1 protein-coding gene is annotated in these 20,332 nt (G+C 69.8%); it reads right to left on the reverse strand.

Annotation, left to right across the window (positions count from 1 at the left end; genetic code table 11):
- Nucleotides 1-109 precede the first annotated feature (109 nt).
- Nucleotides 110-19,945 carry a non-ribosomal peptide synthase/polyketide synthase gene (locus tag NR792_RS40420; protein ID WP_375758003.1) on the reverse strand — a complete coding sequence of 6,612 codons (19,836 nt, stop codon included), beginning with the start codon at nt 19,943-19,945 and terminating at the stop codon, nt 110-112.
- Between the last annotated feature and the right edge of the window lie 387 nt (nt 19,946-20,332).

The following is a 20,332-nucleotide window of genomic DNA, read 5'->3' on the forward strand; positions in this document are numbered from 1 at the left end:
ACCCAGGAACAACGCCACGGGTTCGAAGGCTTCCATGAATCTGGGGCCCTTGACGAATCCGGGAAGAGACTCCCCGCGCCTGACGGATCAGGCACGAGGCAGAAGGGGCTCAACTTCCCGTGAGTGCCTGGGGCTCACTGCCCGATGCACGGGTGAGGAGCACCCGCAGTCGCTCCACGATGAAGCCGAGGTGCGGATCCTGTAGCAGCTCATGGTGGCTGCCGGGGACGTCGCTCACCTCCAGGCCGCCACGCACCAGGGGCTCCCAGCCTCGGTGACGCGGGAACTCGGAGGGGGCCTCGCTGGCGCTCAAGAGCAGGGCGGTGCCGTCGTACGGGCGGGGCACGTACTTCTCCTGGGCGAAGAGGTTGGCCTGGAAGACCCGGAAGAGGGCACGCAGCTGGGCGGGACCGGAGTGCGCGTCGAGGATGTGCGCCCGGAGTCCTTCCCGCAGCAGGTGATCCAGCATCGCGGCGTCGTCGCCCTGTGCCAGCGCTTCGGCGGAGACGGAGAGCTCCTGGCCAAAGGCGGTGGCGGTGGTCTGGGCGAAGGCGATCCTCACCCGGGCCTCGGAGGAGAGGTGGCTGTCCTCCCCGGAAGGCCGCGTGAGCCCGGGCACGTGGGCGTCGATGAGCGCGAGCAGGTCCACGGCTTCGCCGGCCTCACGCAGCCTGCGGGCCATCTCGTAGGCGATGACGCCACCGAGGGACCAGCCTCCGAGCTGGTAGGGGCCCTGCGGCTGCACGGAGCGGATCGCTTCGAGGTAGAGGCCCGCCATCTCCTCGATGGATTCCGCGACGGGGCGTCCGTCGAGGCCACGCGACTGGAGGCCGTAGACGGGCAGTGAAGGCCCCAGGCGGCGCGCCAGCTCCGAGTACGCGAGGACGTTGCCTCCGCCCGGATGGACGAGGAAGAGCGGCCGATGACCGGGCTCTCCACGCTCCAACGGGACGAGGGGCGTCCAGGCCTGGGAGGCGTCTCGGAGCACCAGGGCGAGTTGCTCCACGGTGGGCTGCTGGAAGAGGACGGAGAGCGGAAGGCTGAGGCCCAGGCGCTCGCGGATGGAGGCGAGCATGCGCACGGCGAGCAGGGAGTGGCCGCCGAGCTCGAAGAAGCTGGAGCGGACACCGACGGAGCGGACGCCGAGGACGTCCTCCCAGATACGGGCGAGCTGCAGCTCAAGCGCATCACGGGGAGCGACGAAGTCCCGGGCCGCGACGCCAAGGGCGTCGGGTTCAGGCAGGGCCTTGCGGTCCACCTTGCCGTTGGAGTTGAGGGGCAGTGCCTCCAGCACCAGGAGCGCGGAAGGCACCATGTACTCGGGGAGCTGCTGCCGGAGGTGGGCCTTGAGGGCCTCGGAGTCCAGCGAGTGGCCGTCGCGTGCGGTGACGTAGCCGATGAGGCGCTTGTCGGCGGCTTCGCCCTTGGCGACGACGACAGCGTCCTTGAGGCCCGGAGCGCGGCGGAGCGCTGCTTCGATTTCACCCAGCTCGATGCGGAAGCCGCGCACCTTCACCTGGAAGTCGATGCGGCCCAGGTACTCCAGGCGCCCGTCCATGCGGTAACGGACGCGGTCCCCCGTGCGGTACATGCGGCCACCCGGGGGGCCGTACGGCTCTGGCACGAAGCGCTCCGCGGTGAGCTCCGGGCGCAGCAGGTAGCCACGCGCCTGGCCTTCACCGGCGAGGTACAGCTCACCTGCGACGCCCACGGGCACCGGCTGCAATGAAGCGTCCAGTACGTAGGCGCGCGTCGCGGGTAGGGGGCGGCCGATGAGAGGCACCTCGTCGCGGCCGACGAGAGAGGCCGTGGAGTAGGTGGTGTCCTCGGAAGGCCCGTAGAGGTTGTAGAGCTTCTGCACCGTGGGCACGGCGTAGACCTGCTTCGCCAGCGTCTCTGGCAGCGCTTCGCCCGCGAGGTTGATGACGCGCACCCCTGGAGGCACCGCATTCAGGCGCAGCAGCTGCGCCATGGCGGAGGGCACCGTGTTGACGAGGGTGACGTGCGAGGCGGTGGGCAGCTCCGCCAGGTGCAGGGCGTTACGTGCCACCACCACCGCGCCGCCACTGGAGAGGGGCGCGAAGAGCTCGAAGACGGAGAGGTCGAAGTTGAGGCTCGTCGCGGCGAGCGTGCCCTTCAACTCCTCCGGGGTGAACGTCGCGAGCGCCCAGTGGAGGAAGGCCACAGCGTTGCCATGGGAGATGGCGACGCCCTTGGGACGGCCGGTGCTGCCGGAGGTGTAGATGAGGTAGGCGAGGTGCCCAGCGTGGATGTCCACGGCAGGCGCAGTAGAGGGCTGCTTCGCCAGCTCCGCATCCAAGTCGAGGCACACCGCTGTGGCGGTGGTTTCGGGCAGCGCGGAGAGCAGATGCGAGTGGGCGACGAGGGCGGGGCCTTGTGCATCCTCCAGCAACCAGCCCAGGCGCTCACGCGGGTAGCTGGGGTCCAGAGGCACGTAGGCGCCACCGGCCTTGAGAATGCCGAGAGCACCAATGACGAGGTCCTCGGTGCGCTCGACGCACAAACCCACGCGGACTTCAGGACCGACGCCCAGACCGCGCAGACGGTGGGCGAGCTGGTTCGCCTTCGCGTCCACCTCCCGATACGTCAGTTGACGCTCGGGCGTGATGACGGCCAGGGCGTCTGGCGTACGGCGCACCTGGGCCTCCACCATCGCGGGGATGCTCGGCTCGCGAATCGCCAGTGATGCTTCCGGGTTCCACTCGACGAGGAGCTGCTGGCGCTCGGAGCCGGTGAGCAGCGGCAGGTCGCCCAGCCGGGTGTCGGGGCTCTTCGCGATGGCCTCCAGCAACACGCCGAAGTGGCCCGCCATGCGCTGGATGGTCGCCGCGTCGAACAGGTCCGTCGCGTACTCCAACGAACCGGCCAGTCCCGTTTGAACCTCCTGCAGGGCCAGCGAAAGGTCGAACTTGGCGAAGTGGGCTTCCAGCGGCAGTGCCTGGAACGACAGTCCCGGCAGACGCAGCGCCTCGGTGGGCGTGTTCTGCAGGACGAACATGGCCTGGAAGAGCGGGCTGCGGCTCAGGTCGCGCGTGGGCTGCACCGCCTCGACGAGCTTCTCGAAGGGCAGGTGCTGGTGCTCGTACGCCGCGAAGGTCGTGCCTCGCACCTGGGCCAGAAGTTCACGGAACGTCGCGCGCGGATTCAGCTGGGCGCGCAGGACCAGGGTGTTGACGAAGAAGCCGATGAGGCCTTCGGTCTCCGCCTGCGTCCGGCCGGCGATGGGTGAACCCACGCTGATGTCGTCCTGCGCGGAGTAGCGCGATAGCAGCACCTGGAAGGCCGCGAGCAGCACCATGAAGGGCGTGGCGCCCTCGCGTCCGGCCAGCGCCTTGAGCGCGTGAGAGACCTCCGAGGGAATGCGCACCTCCACCGTCGCGCCCCGGTGGGACTGCACGGGCGGACGCGGGCGGTCCGTGGGCAGCTCCAGCGCCGCGGGTGCTCCGGAGAGCTGCTGCTTCCAGTAGTGGAGCTGCGCGTCCAGGGCCTCACCCTGGAGCCAGTTCCGCTGCCAGGCCGCGAAGTCCGCGTACTGCACGGGCAGCGGCGTGAGGCCGGGCTCCTTGCCGTCATGGAACGCGGCGTACAGCGAGGCGAGCTCGCGGACGAGGACGCCCATGGACCAGCCGTCGGAGACGATGTGGTGCATCGTCACCAGCAGCAGGTGTGAGTCCTCGGCCAGGCGCACCAGCGCACTGCGCAGCAGGGGGCCCGTGGTGAGACGGAAGGGACGCCGGGCTTCTTCGTCGGCCAGCTTCCGGGCCTCGTTCTCGCGCTGATCCCCGGGCAGGGAGGAGAGGTCCGTGAGCGGCAGCGTCCAGCCCGCCGGAGCATGGATCCGCTGTGTGGGCTGACCCTGATACTCGTGGAAGGTGGTGCGCAGGGCTTCGTGACGGGCGACGAGTGCCTCGAAGGCGCGACGCAGGGCCTCCACCTCCAGGTGTCCTGTGAGCTGGAGTGCCGCCGGGAGATTGTAGGACGCGTCCTCCGGCTGGAGCTGATCCAGCAACCACAGCCGCTGCTGGGCGAAGGACAGCGGCAGCGGGCCCTCGTGCGTGGCTCGGGTGAGCTTCGGCGCATGCGTGCCCGTGCTCCCGTGCAGCCGTCCGGCCAGGGCTTCCACCGTGGAGGATTCGAAGAGGGCACGCAGCGGCAGCTCCACACCGAGTTCCGCGCGCACGCGGGACACCACCTGCGTGGCCAATAGCGAGTGGCCACCCAGCTCGAAGAAGGAGTCCTTCACTCCGACCTGGGGCAGACGGAGGACCTCTGCCCAGATGGAAGCAAGCTTCGCCTCCGTCTCAGTGCGAGGTGCCTCGTAGGTGCTGACCGACTGCGGCGCCTCGGGCTCCGGCAAGGCTTTGCGGTCCACCTTGCCGTTGGCGTTGAGGGGCAGGGCGTCCAGCACCACGAAGGCTGCGGGCACCATGTACTCGGGAAGTCCCTGACGCAGCTGCGCCCTGAGGGCTTCCGCTTCCAGCGAGGCGCCCGCCTTGGGCGTGACGTAGGCGACCAGCCGCTTGTCGGCGGCTTCGCCCTTGGCGACGACGACAGCGTCCTTGAGGCTCGGAGCGCGGCGGAGGGCTGTTTCAATTTCGCCCAGCTCGATGCGGAAGCCACGCACCTTCACCTGGAAGTCGATGCGGCCGAGGTATTCCAGCCGCCCGTCCATGCGGTAACGGACTCGGTCGCCCGTGCGGTACATGCGGCCGCCGGGAGGACCGTACGGCTCCGGGACGAAGCGCTCCGCGGTGAGCTCCGGGCGCAGCAGGTAGCCGCGTGCCTGGCCTTCACCCGCGAGGTACAGCTCTCCTGCCACGCCCACGGGCACCGGCTGCAATGAAGCATCCAGCACATAGGCGCGCGTCGCGGGGAGCGGGCGGCCGATGAGGGGCACCTCGTCGCGGCCAACGAGGGAGGCGGTGGAGTAGGTGGTGTCCTCGGAAGGCCCGTAGAGGTTGTAGAGCTTCTGCACCGTCGGGACGGCGTAGACCTGCTTCGCCAACGTCTCCGGCAGGGCTTCACCGGCGAGGTTGATGACGCGCACGGTGGGCGGAACCGCATTCAGGCGCAGCAGTTGCGCCATGGCGGAGGGCACCGTGTTGACGAGGGTGACGTGCGAAGCGGTAGGCAGCTCCGCCAGATGCAGGGCATTGCGTGCCACCACCACCGTGCCGCCACTGCTCAGCGGGGCGAAGAGCTCGAAGACGGAGAGGTCGAAGTTGAGGCTCGTCGCGGCGAGGGTGCCCTTCAGTTCCTCCGGGGAGAACGTGGCAAGGGCCCAGTGCAGGAAGGAGACAGCGTTGCCATGGGAGATGGCGACGCCCTTGGGCCGGCCGGTGCTGCCGGAGGTGTAGATGAGGTAGGCGAGGTGTCCGGCGTGGATGCCCACGGCGGGGGCCGTAGTGGGCTGCTTCGCCAGCTCCACATCCGAGTCGAGGCACACCGGCGTGGCGGACGTTTCAGGCAGCGCAGAGAGCAGGTGCGAGTGGGCGACGAGGGCAGGGCCCTGGGCATCCTCCAGCAACCAGCCCAGGCGCTCACGCGGGTAGCTGGGGTCCAGCGGCACGTAGGCGCCGCCGGCCTTGAGGATGCCGAGAGCGCCGATGACGAGGTCCTCGGTGCGCTCGACGCACAGGCCGACGCGGACTTCGGGACCGACTCCGAGGCCGCGCAGACGGTGGGCGAGCTGATTGGCCCTCACGTCCACCTCCCGGTACGTCAGCTGCCGCTCGGGCGTGATGACGGCCAGGGCATCCGGCGTACGGCGCGCCTGGGCTTCCACCATCGCGGGGATGCTCGGCTCGCGAATCGCCAGTGCTGCTTCCGGGTTCCACTCGACGAGGAGTTGCTGACGTTCGGAGTCGGTGAGCAGGGGCAGGTCACCCAGCCGCGTGTCCGGCTTCGCGGCGATGGCCTCCAGCAGCACACCGAAGTGGCCCGCCATCCGCTGGACCGTCGAGGCGTCGAAGAGGTCCGTCGCGTACTCCAGCGTGCCCGTCATTCCCGTGGGGGCCTCGCGCAGGCCCAGGGAGAGATCGAACTTCGCGAAGTGGGTTTCCAGCGGCAGCGTCTGCATGGACAGCCCCGGCAGGCGCAACACCTCTCCCGGCATGTTCTGCAGGACGAACATCGCCTGGAACAACGGATTGCGGCTCAGGTCGCGCGTGGGCTGCATCGCTTCAACGAGCTTCTCGAAGGGCAGGTGCTGGTGCTCGTACGCCGTGAGCGTCGTGCCGCGCACCTGGACCAACAGGTCGCGGAACGTCGCGCGTGGATTCAAGCGCGCCCGCAGGACCAGCGTGTTGACGAAGAAGCCGATGAGGCCTTCGGTCTCCGCCTGCGTCCGGCCCGCGATCGGGGAACCGACGCTGACATCGTCCTGCGCGGAGTAGCGCGACAGCAGCACCTGGAACGCCGCGAGGAACACCATGAAGGGCGTGGCGCCTTCACGCTGGGCCAGGGCCTTGAGGGCGTCCGCGATGCTGGCGGGGACTCGCACGTCCACCGTGGCGCCCCGGTGGGACTGCACGGGCGGACGCGGTCGGTCCGTGGGCAGCTCCAGCGCGGCGGGGGCTCCTGCCAACCGCTGCTTCCAGTAATCGAGCTGCGCCTCCAGGACTTCACCCTGGAGCCAGCTGCGCTGCCACGTGGCGAAGTCCGCGTACTGCACCGGCAGCGGCGCGAGGGCCGGCGTGCTGCCCGTGCTGAAGGCTTCGTAGAAGGCCGCGACCTCGCGAACGAGGACACCCATGGACCAGCCGTCGGAGACGACGTGGTGCATCGTCACCAGCAGCAGGTGCTCCTCCGCTCCCAGACGCACCAGGATCCCGCGCAGCAGCGGTCCCGTGGCGAGGTGGAACGGACGACGGGCGTCCGCGGCCACGATGCGCTGGGCTTCCTCCTCGCGCTGCGCCTGCGGCAGTGCGGTCAGATCAACGACAGGCAACTCCCACGCCGCCGAGTCCTGGACGCGCTGTGACGGCGCCTCATGGGACGCGGCGAGCGTGGTGCGCAGGGACTCGTGGCGGGCGATCAGCGCTTCGAAGGCGCGGCGCAGGGCCTCCACGTCCACCTGGCCCTTCAGCCGCAGCGCAGTGGGGATGTTGTACGACGCGTCCCCGGGCTGGAGTTGATCCAGCAGCCAGAGGCGCTGCTGAGCGAAGGAGAGCGGGAGGGCGCCTTCGCGAGACGCGGGCCGCAACGGCGGCGCACGGAGCGCGGCGGATGGCGTTGCCTCCAGCTTCGGTGCGAGGGCTTCGACGGTGGGCGCTTCAAACAGGGCCCGCAACGGCAGCTCGGCGCCGAACCCGGCCCTCACGCGCGAGACGAGCTGGGTGGCCAGCAGGGAGTGTCCCCCCAACGCGAAGAAGTCGTCGCGGATGCCGACCCGCTCCACGCGGAGGACTTCGGCGAAGAGGGCCGCGAGCTTCTCCTCGGTCGCGGTGCGCGGCGCGACGAAGGTGGCCGCGCGCGGTGCATCTCCCGGTTCGGGCAGGGCCTTGCGGTCCACCTTGCCGTTGGCGTTGAGCGGTAGGGCTTCCAGCACCAGGAGCGAGGCGGGCACCATGTACTCGGGCAGCCGCTGCTTGAGGCTGGCCTTGAGGGCGTCCGCGTCCAACCCGAGTCCGTCGTGCGTGGTGACGTAGCCGATGAGGCGCTTGTCCGCGTCAGCGCCGCGGGCCACGACGACGGCCTCGTTGACGCCCGGGAAGGCGCGCAGGCCCGACTCGATTTCGCCCAACTCGATGCGGAAGCCGCGCACCTTCACCTGGAAGTCGACGCGGCCCAGGAAGTCGAGCGTGCCATCCTCCAGCCAGCGCGCCTTGTCGCCGGTGCGGTAGAGGCGCTCGCCGGGAGTGGAGGCGAAGGGGTGGGGGATGAAGCGCTCCGCGGTCAGCTCGGGGCGGTGGAGGTAGCCCCAGGCGAGGCCGGGGCCTCCCACGTACACCTCGCCCGCGACGCCCACGGGCACGGGGTGCAGGTGCGCGTCGAAGACGTAGGCCGTGGCGTTCGGGATGGGACGGCCGATGGGGACGGGCCCCTCCACGCGCATATCGCGGTGCAACGGCAGCGTGGTGGAGAAGGTGGTGTTCTCCGTCGGACCGTAGGCATGAATCAGCGTCGCGCCTTCGGCGAGACGCGGGAGGTGATCGCGCAGTCGCGACCAGGGCATGACGTCGCCGCCCGTGAGGACCTGGCGCACCTCCGCCAGGGCTTCGCCCTGGTGAAGGACCATCTGCTCAAAGAGGGCCGTGGTGAGCCACAGGGTCGTCACGCGGTGGCGACGCACCTGTTCCGCCAGTTCTTCCAGCGACAAGGCGTGGGCCGGAGGGAGGACGAGCTTCGCGCCGTGCAGCAGCGCGCCCCAGAGTTCCAGGGTGGACGCGTCGAAGGCGATGGGCGCGAGCTGTAGCCACACCTCATCGGGCCCAAAGCGCATGAAGGTGCTGCCGAGCACCAGACGGGTGATGCCCCGGTGGGGAACGCTGACGCCCTTGGGACGGCCCGTGGAGCCCGAGGTGAACATGACGTAGGCGAGGGACTCCCCATCCACGCGGACATCGGGCGCGTGCGTGGGCCGCGTGGCCAGGACGTCCTGCTGCGCGTCCAGCCACACTCGGGTGCCGGACGCGGGCAGCTTGGACGCGAAGGGCTGATGCGTGAGCACCACGCCGACGTCGGCGTCCTCCAGCAGCATCGCGATGCGTTCCACCGGGGCATTGCGGTCCACGGGGACGAAGGCCGCGCCCGCCTTGAGGATGGCGAGCAGGGCAATGACCATCTCGAACGAACGCTCGACGGCGAGCCCGACGCGCGCGCCGGGAGCGATGCCCAGCGAGCACAGGTGATGGGCCAGCTGGTTCGCGCGGGCTTCGAGCCGGGCGTACGTCAGCGTGGCATCCCCCAGGACCAGGGCCACCGCGTCGGGCGTGCGCCGGGCCTGCTGGGAGAAGTGGACGTGGACGGGGACGTCCATGGGGCTCGCGGCCCCGGTGTCGTTCCAGTCCACGAGGATGCGCTGGCGCTCCTCAAGGGAGAGCAGCGGCAGCTCGGACAGGGCCTGCTCGGGCTTCGCGGCCACGGCCTCCAGCAGCGTGCGCAGGTGGCTGGCCATCCGCTCCACGGTGCTCCGCTCGAAGAGGGCGGTGCTGTACTCCAGCCAGCCGGTGAACCCCCGCGGTGAATCCTGCAGCGTCAGGGTGAGGTCGAACTTCGCGGAGCGCGCGTCGGAGGCGACCTGCTGGAAGGCGAGGCCGGGGACGCGCAGGTCCTCGGTGGGCGCGTTCTGCAGGGCGAACATCACCTGGAAGAGCGGGCTGCGGCTGGTGTCCCGTACGGGCTGGAGGACCTCCACCAGCTTCTCGAAGGGCAGGTGCTGGTGCTCGTAGGCGGCGAGCGTCGTGCCGCGCACCTGGGCCAGCAGCTGCCGGAAGGTCGCCTTCGGCTGGACGTGGGAGCGCAGGACGAGCGTGTTGACGAAGAAGCCGATGAGGCCCTCGGTCTCCGCCTGCGTCCGGCCGGCGATGGGCGTGCCCACGCTGACGTCGTCCTGGCTGGCGTAGCGCGACAGCAGGAGCTGGAAGCCCGCGAGCAGCACCATGAAGGGCGTGGCGCCCTCGCGCCGGGCCAGGGCCTTGAGGGCCTGGGAGGCTTCGGACGGGAGCTGGAGGGAGAGGGCCGCGCCCGCATGGGATTGGACGGACGGCCTCGGATGATCCGTCAGCAATTCCAGCGCTGCGGGCGCTCCGGAGAGCTGCTGCTTCCAGTATCCAAGCTGCGCCTCCAGCGTCTCGCCCTGCAGCCACTGGCGCTGCCACGCCGCGAAGTCAGCGTACTGCAGGGGCAGGGGGCTGAGGGCCGGCGCGGCACCCTGGGTGAAGGCCGCATAGAACGTCACGAGCTCGCGCACGAGGACGCCCATGGACCAGCCGTCGGAGACGATGTGGTGCATCGTCACCAGCAGCAGGTGCTCCTCCTCGCCGAGCCGCACGAGGGCCGTGCGCAGCAGCGGTCCCCGTTCCAGGTGGAACGGCTGACGGGCATCCTCCGCGACGAGGCGCTGGGCCTCGGCTTCGCGCCGCGCTTCTGGCAGGCCGGACACGTCGAAGAGCGGCAGGGTCCATGCGCCGGGCGCGTGGATGCGCTGGGTGGCCTGGCCCTGGTGCTCATGGAAGGTGGTGCGCAGGGATTCGTGGCGGGCGACCAGCGCTTCGAAGGCACGGCGCAGGGACTCCACGTCCACGCGGCCCGTCAGGCGCAGCGCCGTGGGGATGTTGTACGACGCGTCACCCGGGGTGAGCTGATCCAGGAACCAGAGCCGCTGCTGCGCGAACGACAGGGGCAGGGCGCCTTCGTGCGAAGAAGCACGCAGCGGCGGTGGACGATGTTCGGAGCGCTGGGCGCCGTCGAGCTTCGTCGCGAGCGCCTCCACCGTGGGCGCCTCGAAGAACATGCGGAGCGGCAGCTCCACGCCGAAGGTGGCCCGCACGCGGGAGACGAGCTGGGTGGCCAGGAGGGAGTGACCTCCCATCGCGAAGAAGTCGTCCCGGACGCCAATGCGCTCCACGCGCAGCACTTCCGCGAAAAGGGCGGCCAGCTGCTCCTCGGTGTCGTTCCGTGGCGCGATGAAGTCGGACGAGCGCTCGAGGTTGCCCGGCTCGGGCAGGGCCTTGCGGTCCACCTTGCCGTTTGCGTTGAGAGGCAGGGCCTCCAGGACGACGAGCGCCGAGGGGACCATGTACTCGGGCAGCTGCTGCCGGAGGTGGGCCTTGAGGGCCTCGGAGTCCAGCGAGTGGCCGTCGCGTGCGGTGACGTAGGCGACCAGCCGCTTGTCAGCGGCTTCGCCCTTGGCGACGACGACGGCGTCCTTGAGGCCCGGAGCGCGGCGGAGCGCTGCTTCAATCTCTCCGAGTTCGATGCGGAAGCCGCGCACCTTTACCTGGAAGTCGATGCGGCCGAGATACTCCAGCCGCCCGTCCATGCGGTAACGGACGCGGTCACCTGTGCGGTACATGCGGCCACCCGGGGGGCCGTAGGGTTCGGGCAGGAAGCGCTCCGCGGTGAGCTCCGGGCGCAGCAGGTAGCCACGCGCCTGGCCTTCACCTGCGAGGTACAGCTCTCCGGCCACACCCACGGGCACCGGCTGTAGCGACGCATTCAGCACGTAGGCGCGCGTCGCGGGGAGAGGCCTGCCGATGAGGGGTACCTCGTCACGGCCGACGAGGGAGGCGGTGGAGTAGGTGGTGTCCTCGGAAGGCCCGTAGAGGTTGTAGAGCTTCTGCACCGTGGGCACTGCGTAGACCTGCTTCGCCAGCGTCTCCGGCAGGGCTTCGCCCGCGAGGTTGATGACGCGTACTCCCGGCGGTACCGCATTCAGGCGCAGCAGTTGCGCCATTGCGGAGGGCACCGTGTTGACCAGGGTGACGTGCGAAGCGGTAGGCAGCTCCGCCAGGTGCAGGGCGTTGCGCGCCACCACCACCGCGCCGCCGCTGCTCAATGGGGCGAAGAGCTCGAAGACGGAGAGGTCGAAGTTGAGGCTCGTCGCGGCGAGGGTGCCCTTCAGTTCCTCAGGAGAGAATGTCGCGAGCGCCCAGTGGAGGAAGGAGACAGCGTTGCCGTGGGAGATGGCGACGCCCTTGGGCCGGCCGGTGCTGCCGGAGGTGTAGATGAGGTAGGCGAGGTGTCCGGCGTGGATGCCCACGGCGGGGGGCGTAGTGGGCTGCTTCGCCAGCTCCACATCCGAGTCGAGGCACACCGGCGTGGCGGACGTTTCAGGCAGCGCAGAGAGCAGATGCGAGTGGGCGACGAGGGCGGGGCCCTGGGCGTCTTCCAGTAGCCAGCCCAGGCGCTCACGCGGGTAGCTGGGGTCCAGCGGCACGTAGGCGCCACCGGCCTTGAGAATGCCGAGGGCACCGATGACGAGGTCCTCGGTGCGCTCGACGCACAGGCCGACGCGGACTTCTGGACCGACGCCCAGACCGCGCAGACGGTGGGCAAGCTGGTTCGCCTTCGCGTCCACCTCGCGGTAGGTCAGTTGACGCTCGGGCGTGATGACGGCCAGCGCATCCGGCGTGCGGCGCGCCTGGGCCTCCACCATCGCGGGGATGCTGGGCTCACGCCGGATTTCAGTGACAGCCGGGTTCCATTCGAGGAGGAGCTGCTGGCGCTCGGAAGCGGTGAGCAGGGGCAGGTCGCCCAGCCGCGTGTCCGGCTTCGCGGCGATGGCCTCCAGAAGCACGCCGAAGTGGCCCGCCATCCGCTGGACCGTCGAGGCGTCGAAGAGGTCCGTCGCGTACTCCAGCGTGCCGATCATCCCCTCCTGGAGCTCTTGCAGGGAGAGCGTGAGATCGAACTTCGAGAAGTGGGCCTCCAGGGGCAGGGGCCGCAGGGAGAGGCCCGGAACCTGGAGCGTCTCGGTGGGCGTGTTCTGCAGGGCGAACATCACCTGGAAGAGCGGGCTGCGGCTGGTGTCCCGCACGGGCTGGATCGCTTCCACCAGCTTCTCGAACGGCATGTGCTGGTGCTCGTAGGCCGTGAGCGTCGTGCCGCGCACCTGGGCGAGCAGCTCACGGAACGTCGCGCGCGGCGCCACGTGGGCGCGCAGGACCAGGGTGTTGATGAAGAAGCCGATGAGGCCTTCGGTCTCCGCCTGCGTCCGGCCCGCGATGGGCGTGCCCACGCTGACGTCCTCCTGGGCGGCATAGCGAGACAGCAGCACCTGGAAGGCCGCGAGCAGCACCATGAAGGGTGTTGCTCCTTCGCGCCCCGCCAGCGCCTTGAGTACGTGGGCGATCTCCGCGGGAATGCGCACGTCCACCGTGGCGCCCCGGTGCGACTGCACGGGTGGACGCGGACGGTCCGTGGGCAGCTCCAGCGCGGCTGGCACACCCTCGAGCTGCTGCTTCCAGTACTTGAGGTGCGTCTCCAACGTCTCGCCCTGGAGCCACTGGCGCTGCCACGCCGCGAAGTCCGCGTACTGCATGGGCAGTGGCGCGAGCGACGGGCTCCGGCCCGCGCTGAAAGCCTCGTAGAGGGCCATCAGCTCGCGGACGAGGACGCCCATGGACCAACCGTCGGAGACGATGTGGTGCATCGTCACGAGCAACAGGTGGTCTTCCTCTCCCAGCCGCACGAGGGCGGTGCGCAGGAGCGGCCCTTCCTCCAACTGGAATGGCTGGCGAGCGTCCTCGGTGACCAGGTGTCGTGCTTCGGCGTCGCGCCGTGCTTCGGGCAGGGCGGACAGGTCATGCAGGGGCAGGGTCCATGCACTCGGAGGATGGATGGACTGGGTGGCCTGACCCTGGTGCTCGCGGAAGGTGGTGCGCAGGGCTTCGTGGCGCTGGACGAGCGACTCGAAGGCACGGCGAAGGGACTCCACGTCCACCCGGCCCTTCAAGCTGAGCGCGCTGGAGATGTTGTACGACGCATCCCCCGGAGTGAGCTGATCCAGGAACCAGAGCCGCTGCTGCGCGAAGGACAGGGGCGCCGTGGTGGCACGCACCCGGGGGATGCTCGGCGGAGCCTGCACCCCGGAGGACCGTGCGGAGTCGATGCGCTGGGCAAGCCCGGCCACGGTCGGGGCCTCGAACAGCGCGCGCACGGGAAGCTCGCGCCGGAAGGTGGCACGCACGCGGGACATGAGCTGGGTGGCCAACAGCGAGTGGCCACCGAGCGAGAAGAAGTCATCGTGGATGCCCACGCGCTCCACGCGCAGCACCTGCGTGAAGAGGGCCTCGAGCTGCTCCTCGGTGGCCGTTCCCGGCGCGACGTAGGTGGAGGCGAGCGCGGTGCCCTGCGGTGCCGGCAGGGCCTTTCTGTCCACCTTGCCGTTGGCGTTGAGGGGCAGGGCCTCCAGGACGAGGAAGGCGGAGGGCACCATGTACTCAGGCAGCCGCTCCTTGAGGAAGGAGCGCACCGCGGTGGTGTCCAGCGCCTGGCCCGAAGCAGGCACGAGGTAGGCGACGAGTCGCTTGTCGCCGGGCACGTCCTCACGGGCGAGGACGACGGCTTCATGCACGGAGGCATGGGCGAGGAGGGAGGCTTCGATTTCGCCCAACTCGATGCGGAAGCCGCGCACCTTCACCTGGAAGTCGAGCCGCTGCAGGTAGTCCAGCTGGCCGTCGGCCCGCCAGCGCACGACGTCACCAGTGCGGTAGAGGCGAGCGCCGGGGGAGGAGGAGAAGGGGTGCGGGATGAAGCGCTCTGCACTCAGGGCGGGCTGGCCGAGGTAGCCCCAGGCGAGGCCCTCGCTGGCGAGGAAGAGCTCGCCCGGGACGCCGATGGGCACCGGCTGCAGGTGCGCGTCGAGGACGTAGGTGCGGGTATTGGCGATGGGGCGGCCGATGGGCGGGCGCGTGCCGTCGTCGCGCGCGGAAGGCGGGACAGGAGTGAAGGTGGCGACGACGGTGCTCTCGGTGGGGCCGTAGTGGTTGAAGAGGGTGGCGGGCAGCGAGGGAGGCGGGCCGTGGTGCAGGGCGTCTCCGCCCGTCAGCAGGGCACGGAGGGCCATGGGACGGGGCCACTCCTCACGCAGGACAGCCTCGGCCAGGGGCGTCGGCATGAAGCAGGTGGTGATGGCTTCGCGGGCCATCCACTGCAGCAGTTGGGAGGGCTCCGCGCGCACGGCGTCCGGAGGGACGACGAGGCTGGCGCCCGAGGCGAGCGAAGGCCACACCTCCCAGGTGGAGGCGTCGAAGGCGACGCCCGCGGTGAGGGCGGTGGAGTCGTCAGGCGTCAGCGAATAGGTGCGCTGGTGCCAGGAGACGAGGTTCATCAGCGCGCGGTGGTGGACGGCGACGCCCTTGGGCTTGCCGGTGCTGCCGGAGGTGTAGATGACGTAGGCCAAGTCCTCCGGGCCCACCGGCGTCACCGGCAGCGGCTGCTGAGTCGCACCCGCCTCCATCTCCAGAGAGAGGACGCGCGCGGAAAGCGAAGGCAGAGAGGAACGGAGGTGGTGCTGGGTGAGGAGGACGGATGCAGCGGAGTCCTCCAGCATGAAAGCCAGACGCTCGGGCGGGACACCGGGAGCGACGGGGACGTAGGCGGCGCCCACCTTGAGGACGGCCAGCAAACCCGCCACCAACTCCGGGGAGCGCTCAGCGAGGACGGCGACGCGGTCGACACGAGAGACGCCCGCCGCGTGCAGTTGGACGGCAAGGCCATGGGCCCAGGCATCGAGGCCCGCGTAGGTGACGCTTCGCTCGCCCATGCGCACGGCGACGGCGTCCGGAGCCCTGCGGGCCTGCTCTGCGACGACGTGGTGGATGCAGGTGTCGCGAGGGAAGGTGACGTCCGTCTCGTTCCACTCGACGAGAAGCTGCTGCTTCTCGGAGGCGGTCAGCATCTCCAGGGAGGAGACGCGTGAGTCGGGCTGGGCAGCGAGGGAGGAGAGGAGGACAGCGAAGTGGCCCATGAGACGCTGGACGGAGGCAGCGTCGAAGAGGTCGGTGCTGTACTCGAGGAAGCCGGTGAGGCCCTGGGGCACCTCGAAGAGGGTGAGGGCCAAGTCGAAGCGGGAGGAGTTGCCCTCCAGGGGAATGGGCTGGAAGGCCATGCCCGGGACGCGCAGGGCCTCGGCGGGGGCATTCTGCAGGACGAGCATCACCTGGAAGAGGGGACTGCGGCTCAAGTCGCGCGAGGGCTGGAGGACTTCCACCAGCTTCTCGAAGGGCACATGCTGGTGCTCGTAGGCCGCGAGGGTGGTGGCCTTCACCTGGGAGAGCAGCTGGCGGAACGTCTCTTCCGGGCGCACGTGGGCGCGCAACACCAGCGTGTTGACGAAGAAGCCGATGAGGCCTTCGGCCTCGGCGTGGGTGCGTCCGGCGATGGGGGAGCCGACGCTGATGTCGTCCTGGCCGGAGTAGCGCGAGAGGAGCAACTGGAAGGCGGAGAGCAGCAGCATGAAGGGCGTGGCGCCCTCACGCTGCGCAAGGCTGCGCAGTGAGTCCGTCAGCTCCGACGAGAAGTGCACGGGCACCGTGGCGCCGCGCCGTGACTGGACGGGCGGACGGGGACGGTCCGTGGGCAGCTCCAGCGCCGCGGGGGCACCAGCCAGCTGCCGCTTCCAGTAGCCGAGCTGCGCGTCCAGCGTCTCGCCCTGCAGCCACTGGCGCTGCCAGAGGGCGAAGTCCGCGTACTGCACCGGCAACGGCGGCAGTGCGGGCGCGCGGCCGCCACTGAAGGATTCGTAGAGGCTCGCGAGTTCGCGGATGAGGACACCCATGGACCAGCCGTCGGAGACGATGTGGTGCATCGTCACGAGGAGGACGTGGGAGTCCGTTGAAAGTTTGAGGAGGGCGGTGCGCAGCAGCGGACCGTGGACGAGGTGGAAGGGCTGCCGGGCCTCGCGGGTGGCAAGCCGCACCGTCTCCGCTTCGCGCGCGGACTCTTCCAATCCAGACAGGTCCTCCATGGGGAGCGCCCACGCGCTCGGCGCATGGATGCGCTGGAAGGGCTGGCCTTCGTGCTCGAAGAAGGTGGTGCGCAGGGCCTCGTGGCGCGCCACGAGCGCTTCAAAGGCGCGGCGCAGGGCTTCCACATCCAGGTGCCCCAAGAGGCGCAGGGTGACAGGGAGGTTGTAGGAAGCGTCGTCCGGCGCCAGTTGGTCGAGGAACCAGAGGCGCTGCTGGGCGAAGGAGAGGGGCTGGGGGCCTTCGGTGCGCGTGCGGGTGAGCGGCGGCAGCCGTGTGCCGGTGGAAGCCCGCTGCAACCTTTCCGAAAGGGCCGCGATGGTGGGGGCCTCGAAGAGGGCGCGAAGGGGCAACTCCACGTCGAGCGCGGCGCGCACGCGGGCCACCAGCTGGGTGGCGAGCAGCGAGTGGCCACCCAGCTCGAAGAAGTTGTCCGTGCGGCCCACGGCGGGCACGCGCAGCACCTCGCTCCAGAGCGCCGCGAGCTTCTCCTCCAGCGGAGAGGAAGGGGCCTCATAGGCGTGCGAGGCCCGAAGCAGGCTCACATCCGGAGCAGGGAGGGCCTTGCGGTCCACCTTGCCGTTGGACGTCAGCGGCAGCGTCTCCAGGGAGACGAAGGCGGCGGGCACCATGTACTCGGGCAGGTGCTGCTTGAGGTAGGCACGGAGGGCCGTGACGTCGAGGGCTTCACCCACGACATAGGCCACCAACCGCCTGTCGCCCGGAGCATCCTCGCGGGCAAGCACCACGGCGTCCTTCACGGCCGGGGCGGCACGCAGGGCGTTCTCGACTTCGCCCAGCTCAATGCGGAAGCCGCGCACCTTCACCTGGGCGTCGATGCGGCCGATGAAGTCCAGTTGTCCGTCCGCGCGCCAGCGCACCACGTCGCCCGTACGGTAGAGGCGCGCCCCCTCCTCACCGGAGAAGACATCCGGGATGAATCGCTCGGCGGTGAGGCCCGGACGTCCCGCGTACCCACGCGCGACGCCCACGCCACCAATGTGCAGCTCACCGCGCACGCCCACAGGCACCGGCTGCCCATGCGGGTCGAGCACGTAGACGCGCACGTTCGCCAGCGGCCTGCCAATGGACGGCACGTTCCCATCCGCGGCCACCTCGCCGAACGTGGCGATGACGGTGGCCTCCGTGGGGCCATACGTATTGAGCAGGCGTCGCCCCGGGGCCCAGCGGGCAACCACATCTGCGGGCAGGGCTTCACCGCCAGAAATGACGGTATGCACCTCCGGTAGTCCCTCGGAGGACGTGGCCGCGAGTGCCGCGGGCGTGAGGCTGACGACAGAGAGATGCTGCTCCCGCAGCAGCACGGGCAGGGGGGCGCCCGGCATCAGCCTCTCCAGCGGCGCGAGCACGAGCGTGGCGCCGTTGCAGAGCGTGGTGAAGATCTCCTCCACCGACAGGTCGAAGCTGAGGCTCGCGAACTGGAGCACGCGACTGCCGGGCCCGATGCCGTAGGCCACCGCCTCATGGGTGACGAGGTTGGCGACGCTGCGGTGCTCCACCGCCGTGCCCTTGGGCGTCCCCGTGCTGCCCGACGTGTAGAGCAGGTACGCCATGTTCGCGGGCGTCACGCCCGTCCTGGGCGCATCCGTGGGCTCCTCCGCGAGAGCACCGCGCTCCGTGTCCAGGCAGAGCGCGCGGGCATGCAGCGCCTCCGGGAAGCGGTCCACCAATCCCTGCTGGGTGACGAGCACCTGGGCGGCGCTGTCCTCCAGCATGAAGGCCAGACGCTCACGGGGCAGGAGCGGATCCACGGGGACCCATGCACCGCCAGCCTTCAGGATGCCGAGAAGGCCAATGACGGTATCGAGCGAACGCTCGACACTGAGTGCGACGCGGACTTCCGGGCCGACGCCACGACGGCGCAGGGCGTGGGCGAGCTGATTGGCGCGCGCGTCCAGTTGCGCATACGTCAGCTGCGTCCCCTCGAACACCGCGGCCACCGCCTCGGGCGCGCCGCGCACCTGCGCCTCGAAGAGCGAATGCACGCACGCTTCGGGGAAGGGCGCCCGCGTGGCGTTCCACTCCACCAGTACCTGTTCGCGCTCCTCCCCTGCGAGCAGCTGCAGCGAGGACACGCGGTGGTCGGGCTGCGCGACGGCTTCGTGGAGGAGCACGCGCAGGTGCTCGGCCATGCGGACGGCGGTGGAGTGGGTGAAGAGGTCGGTGGTGTACTCGAGGTAGCCCTTGAGGCCCGCGTCCGTCTCCAGCACCTGGAGCGTCAAATCGAACTTGGCGGAGAAGGTGTCCAGCTCCAGCGCTTCCAGCTTCACGCCCTCGACGGAGGCCGCGCCGCGGAAGGAGGCCTGGTAGGTGAGCATCACCTGGAAGAAGGGCGTCCGCCCCGGGATGCGCTCGGGCTTCAACTCCTCCACGAGGCGCTCGATGGGGAGCTCCTGGTGCTCCTGGGCCCCGAGTACCGTCTCGCGCACCTGGCGCAGCAGGGTGCGGAAGGAGTCGCGTCCTGTCACCCGCGTGCGGAGCACCTGGGCGTTGACGAAGAGGCCGATGAGGCCCTCCACCTCTCCGCGCGTGCGGCCCGCCATGGGCGAGCCGACGGTGACGTCCTCCTGGCCGGAGTAGCGGGCCATCAGCAGCTGCCAGCCCGTCAGCAGCGCCATGTAGAGGGAAGCACCCTCCTGCTGTGCCAGCGCTCTCAGCGCGTCCGTCAACTCACGAGGCAGCAGCACGTCATGACGGGCACCCCGGCCGTCACGGATGGCGGGACGTGGGAAGTCGGTGGGCAGCTCCAGCGCGGAGGGCACTCCGGCCAGCTGCTGCTTCCAGTAATCGAGTTGCTTCGCCAGCCGGGGACCCTGCAACCACTCGCGCTGCCAGACGCCGAAGTCCGCGTACTGCACGCCCAGGGGCGGCAGAGGGGCCGCCTGGCCTCGCACGAAGGCCCCGTAGAGCAGCGCCACCTCGCGCACCAGCAGCGTCATGGACCAGCCGTCGGAGACGATGTGGTGCACCACCACCACGAGCAGGTGCTCCTGCGGTGACGTCGTCAGCAGCAGGGCTCGCAACAGCGGACCCTTCGAGAGGTCGAAGGGCTGGGCCGCGGCTTCACGGGCCAGTCGCCAGGCCTCGTCCGGGGATGAGCCCGTGAGGTCCTTGCGCTCCAGCGTGAGCACCGGCTCCGGCGACACGACCTGCACGGGCCCCGAGGCGTCCTCGCGAAAGGTGGTGCGGAGGACCTCGTGACGGCGCACGACTTCACGCAGGGCGCGCTCCAGCACGGCCACGTCCAGCGCGCCCTCCAGCCGCACCGCCATGGGCACGTTGAAGAGGGAGGTGCCCGGTTGCAGCTGATCAATGAACCAGAGGCGCTGCTGAGCGAAGGACAGCGGCAGCGGACGCGAGCGGTCCTGCACCGGGATGAGGCCTTGCACCGTGTTGCCCGCGGCGGCCTTCTGCGCGGCCATCTTCTTGAGCAACTCGGCGCGCTTCTCCGGTGAGAGGTTGGCGATCCGCTTCGACAACTCGTTGCTCATCTTGTGTACTCCGCGCTCGGGGACGCCATCGCGAGCGCCACCCGGGGCGGTGGCGTTCGCGAGAACTCAGACCTGCTGCTGATTTCGGATTGCCCCCCTTGCGCCGCTCTCCCGGGAGAAGCGCGAGGGTGGGTCAAATTCACGCGAGTAAGATTATTCCGCCTACGGAGGTCCTGTCATGAGACCGGCGGAGAACCACCCGAGTGAATTCAGGTATTTGCGGGATTGCTCTGGCTCCCTGCGTTCAGGGAGGGAAGGACGTCACATGTCCTCCGGAGTGAGACCTGCTCCTGGAGTCTCCTCCTTGTAGGCGGATGAGACAGGCCTCGGGCTTCGCGCCTGAGACGGCCGCGCGCCACCGGCGAAACCGGAGGGCTCATGCCTTGA

This window comes from Corallococcus exercitus, assembly GCF_042231735.1.
Classification (GTDB): Bacteria; Myxococcota; Myxococcia; order Myxococcales; family Myxococcaceae; genus Corallococcus; species Corallococcus exercitus_B.

Bases quoted from the DNA above. Each gene is read 5' to 3' on its own strand.
- NR792_RS40420 (WP_375758003.1), bottom strand. From the start codon at position 19,945: ATGAGCAACGAGTTGTCGAAGCGGATCGCCAACCTCTCACCGGAGAAG.